The organism is Subtercola sp. Z020 (assembly GCF_002931235.1).
Classification (GTDB): Bacteria; Actinomycetota; Actinomycetes; order Actinomycetales; family Microbacteriaceae; genus Subtercola.
On sequence record NZ_PSTT01000138.1, the window covers coordinates 1 to 4,532 of the forward strand.

The 4,532-nt window shown below is 74.0% G+C and carries 4 protein-coding genes; 1 reads left to right on the plus strand and 3 read right to left on the minus strand.

The window, feature by feature from the left end; all coding sequences use genetic code 11:
• The 3 genes from C5B96_RS16720 to C5B96_RS16730 form a co-directional block, all read right to left on the minus strand.
• Positions 1-985 (minus strand): glycosyltransferase family 2 protein (locus C5B96_RS16720; protein WP_104246495.1); only part of this gene is annotated, 985 nt, incomplete at its 3' end.
• Positions 982-2,091, minus strand: coding sequence for a hypothetical protein (locus tag C5B96_RS16725; protein WP_104246496.1), 1,110 nt, complete (start codon positions 2,089-2,091; stop codon positions 982-984). The genes C5B96_RS16725 and C5B96_RS16720, both read right to left, overlap by 4 nt.
• Positions 2,088-3,104 (minus strand): WcbI family polysaccharide biosynthesis putative acetyltransferase, encoded by a 1,017-nt coding sequence (locus tag C5B96_RS16730; protein WP_158507229.1) that lies wholly within the window; start codon positions 3,102-3,104, stop codon positions 2,088-2,090. Before C5B96_RS16730 ends, C5B96_RS16725 begins: the two co-directional genes overlap by 4 nt.
• A gap of 168 nt (positions 3,105-3,272) precedes the next feature.
• Here C5B96_RS16730 and C5B96_RS16735 point away from each other — a divergent pair.
• Positions 3,273-4,532: glycosyltransferase (locus tag C5B96_RS16735; RefSeq protein ID WP_104246497.1), on the plus strand; the 1,260-nt coding region annotated here is incomplete at its 3' end.

The window sequence follows — 4,532 nt, forward strand, 5'->3', positions numbered from 1 at the left end:
GGGTGGCGGTGGCTGCGGGGGTGATCGTGGCGGTCGTGGTGGTGGTGCCGCCCGATGCGGCCGGGCCGGTGGCGCTGTCGGAAAAGGGGAGGGGTGCGTCGAAGCGCAGGGCTGGCGGCCGCGACCCCGCGACCGGGATGCGGAGTGCCAGCGCCAGCGTCTCGGCGTTCTTCCGCACCAGCCGGTCGTCACCGGCAGCCATCGCGACGAATTCTGTGCCCTCGGCCGACTGCGCAGTGGCGGGCGCGGGCGGGCGGAACGCCCACTCGGGGCCGTCGTGCCAGGCGGTGGCGGCGGGCACGTGGGCGAAGGCCGCGCCGGCACTCCAGGCGCGGTGCGCCCACTCCCAGTCCTCGCCGCCGTAGGTCGTGAAGGTCTCGTCGAAGCCGCCGGTGGCGTCGTAGAGCGTGCGGCTGCAGGCCATCACTGCGCCGATGACGTAGCGGTACGAGCGGTCGTCGCTGTGCAACAGGTCGCTCGACTGCTCGTATGCCTCCGTGAGCCACGCCGGCGACGGCAGTTCGTGCCGCGGCCCGACCAGCTCGACGGGGGCGTCGACGGGCTCGCCCGCGAAGTCGGCGTGCCGCCGCCGCCCCACCGCCAGCACGTCGGGTGCGAGCGCCGGCAGCCGGGTCAGAGCGGCGAGGTACCCCGGCTCGGGGGCAGTGTCGGCGTCGAGGAAGACGAGCACCTCGCCTGTCGCCCGCGACGCACCGAGGTTGCGTGCCGCCGCGAGCCGGAAGCCGCGATCCGCCTGCAGCAGCAGCAGCACTCCGGCCGGCACGCGCGGGGCGACGGGCGATCCGTCGTCGACCACGATCACCTGGGTGAGCGGGGTGGGGTGCGTCTGCCGGGCGAGCGCGGCGAGGGTGCGGTCGAGCTCGCCCTGCTGGTCGTAGTGGGCGACGATCACCGAGACGGTCGGTGGATGTTCCGGCTCGACGCCCGCGAGCACGCTCCAGTCGTTGCCGGTGAGGGCGATCATCCGAGTCCCTCCCACCACCGGATGTAGAGCCGGGCCGTGTCGGGCAGGTCGGGCCGCGCGCTCGTACCCGGAGCCAGCCAGGTCGATGAGGGGTCGCCGAGCGCCGCGGCGAGGGCGGATGCCAGGCCGCCGTCGGGGTAGACGGTCACGGTTCCCGGCCGCAGGTCGGCCATCTCGCGGCTGTACCGGCCGTCGGGGATGAGGGGGCGGCGCCCGGCCGCGATCCACGTGTTGATGGAGGCCGACGCCGACAGGTGCTGGTGAGCGGCGACCGGTACGGCGACCTCGCGGCAGCGTGCGAGCAGGGCGTCGTCGTCGAGGTAGCCGGTCGCCTCGAACTCGACGCCGAGCGCCAAGGCCCCGCGGGCGACCTCGGCGAGTTCGGCCTCATGCCCGGGGGCGGCGGTGCCGAGCGCGCTGACGCCGAGGCCCAGCCCGGCGTGCGCGATGGCGGCGATCACGTCGTCGTGCCCCTTGCCGGGGTAGTAGTAGCCGAGGATGGCGGCTGCCGGGCGGGCGGCCCGGGATGCGACAGGGGCGGCGGCGTGCGCGCCAGCAGGCACCCCGTGGGCTACCGCATCCCCGCCGGGCAGCGCGCCCGGGGCGCCCGGGAACCCCGCGTGCCCCGCCGCATCCGCGAGGTGCACCGGCAGGGGCAGAACGGCGACCGGCGGGTGCCCCGCGAGCCGCGGGCGGCTGAACTCCTCGAGCAGCAGCGCCTCGTGCCGGCTGTTGCAGGCGACCGCGGCCGCCGCCTCGGCGACCCGCGCGTAGGCGGCGGCGCGGCGCGGCAGGTTGGCGGCACCGTCCGACGGCTGCGGCAGGTCGTGCAGCGTGACAGTCAGCCGCGCCGACCGCGCCAGCACCTCGACCATCTCGGCCGCCTGTTCGGGCGTCTCGCCGAAGAGCCGGTCGGTGAACTGCAGGTGCAGGTTCCGGATGCCCGCCGCAGCCCCCGGCGCATCGCTGAAGTGGTCCGCCCGCACTTCGCCGCCCGCCCGGCCCGACGTCAGCGAGCAGAGCTCCCGCGACAGGGTGGAGGCGTAGTGCGTCACCGCGTGCCGCATCGACCCCACCACGAGCTGCCGCGGAACGGCGCCGCTCACAGGGCGCTTCCCGCCGGCAGCAACCCGAGCGTCTCGAGGGCCAGGCGGTGCCGCGCGATCGCGGCCGGAACGACGCTCGGATGCTCCGCGTACCACGCGAGGTGCGCGCGCTCGACCTCGGCGGCGGGCACCTCGCGGCCGTTCACCGTCCAGTTCGCGGTGGGCGCGTCGTCGATGCCGAAGGCCTCCAGCACGACCGCCTCGCGCGGCGCGTGCACGGTGTCGAGCAGCGGCCGGCCCGGGTCGACGTCATGCTCGGGCAGACCCAGCCGGGCCCGCACGCGCTCGGCCGCAACGGACCACACCCGGTTGCCGGGGTGGTTGATCGTGCGCATCAGGTCGAACGCCGGCTCGCCGAACAGATCGGAGACGACGACCGTGTCGTGGTGCTGCTCACGCTTCTGCAGTTCGGCGATGGACTGGTCGGCGACGGCGCGCACCCGGTCGGCCGTGACGGGGTCGCCGCCCGGGATGCTCGGCCGGGCATCCGGAGACCCGCTCGCCGCCCACGCCTGCATCACCGTGCGGAGGTCGTGGTACTCGACCACCGGAGGCACCAGTGAGTCGTCGAACGGCGGCCGCACGATGGCGTGGAAGGGGTAGAGCCCGGCGAACCGCACGACGGGCATCCGCACCGCCTGCGAACCCGGGGGCAGCAGGGCGGTGAGCTCGGCCGTGCCGATCGGCAGGCCGTGGTACCCGTCGCGAACAGGCTGGCTCACGAACACCGCGGTGCGCGAGAGCAGCCGTTCGAGGTGCGGAACATCGGCCGCCTCCAGCTCGAAGATCGGTGGCACGCGAACGGTGCGGAGGCCGCCCCCGTCGAGCATGATGCGGAGCGACTCTGCCTGGCAGTTGCCCGAGACGACGGCGAGGGGCTCGTCGCCGTCGATCGGCAGCAGCCCGTAGAACTCGCCGTAGTGCAGGCGGCGCGCATCAGACGGCGTCGGGGCCTGCGGCGACTCCTGCTGCTGCGACCCCTGCTGTACACCTTGAGGTGTGACACTGCCCATCACACTCGCCGTTCTGTCGGGAGATTTCGACCTCTCGTCAAGCCCTTGTCCTCCATTTCGATCCAACGTAATTCGCGCCATACATTGGAGAACGCTGGGGGCCGCTGCCCGGCCACTCATTCTGTCTGTCATCGCAACGCTGCCCGTCCGCTAAGGAACCCTACCGCCATGTCACAACCCGGTCTCTCTGCCCCGGAGCCCCTGCGCATCGCGGCGGTGCCGGGCGGGCATCCGTACGTGCAGAACATCGTCGACCCCGCACCCGTCGACCCGGCCGACCGTGTCGTGGTGCTGCCCGACCCGCAGCCCGTGGGTGCACCCCGGGGGCAGTGGTGGCCGCCGGCGATGATCGACCCGGCGTGGATCGCTGCGAACGCCGACAGCTTCGACCTGATGCACATCCACTTCGGAACGGAGTCGTTCCCGCTGGCGCACCTCGAGGCGACGCTGGCGGCGCTCGAGGCGGCCGGCAAGCCGCTCGTCTTCACGCTGCACGACCTGACGAACCCGCAACTCGCCGACCAGGCGGCGCACCGGGCGCAACTCGACCTGCTGGTGCGGTCGGCCGACGAGGTCGTCACTCTGACGCCGGGGGCGGCGGCGGTGGTGCGCGAGCGGTGGGGGCGCGGGGCGGTCGTGATCGCGCATCCGCGGCTCGCTGGTGGGGCTGCTGCGGGTGCTGGGGCCGACGCGGGTGCTGGTGCTGCCGGCGTCGGTGCTGGTGGCGGTTCTGCGCCGTCGATGCAGGCTCCGGATGCCGCTGCCGACGCTGCGACAGCGCCGATCGTCGTGGGGGTGCACCTCAGGGACCTCCGGCCGAACATCGACGCTCGGGCCGCGGTCGACACCGTGCTCGCGGCGGTCGAGACGCTGCGGCAGACCTCGCTCGACCTCCGCGTGGTGATCGATCTGAACGATCGGGTGCGGGACGAGCCGACCCGGGATGCGCTGCGGTCGCGGCTGGCGGAGGTTCCGTTCGCGGTGCTGCGCGAGCATCCGCGGTTCACCGACGCGGAGCTCGAGCGCTCGCTGCTCGGCACCGACATCTCGGTGATGCCCTACGGCCACGGCACGCACTCCGGCTGGCTCGAGCTCTGCTGGGATCTCGGGGTCGGCGTCGCCGCGCCCGACGTGGGCTTCTACGGCGAGCAGCATCCGGTGCGGGGCGAGGTGGCGACGTTCCGGCGGGGGTCGGCCGACTCGCTGGCGCGGGCTCTGCTCGAACTCGTGGAGGGGCTCGACGCGTCGGCCGCGACGCGGGTCGAGCGCCGCGCCGCCCTCCGCCGTGACCGCGCCGTGTGGCGCCGCGAGCAGCAGCAGGGCATCCACCTCGACCACCTCCGCCTGTACCGGCGCGCGCTCGCCGGGGGCGCCGGTTCCGCTGCCGTTCCTGCCGCCACCACTTCCGCAACTGCCGCCGCTGCCGCC

Coding starts and splice junctions, on each gene's coding strand:
- C5B96_RS16730 (WP_158507229.1), bottom strand. CDS start 3,104: ATGGGCAGTGTCACACCTCAAGGTGTACAGCAGGGGTCGCAGCAGCAG.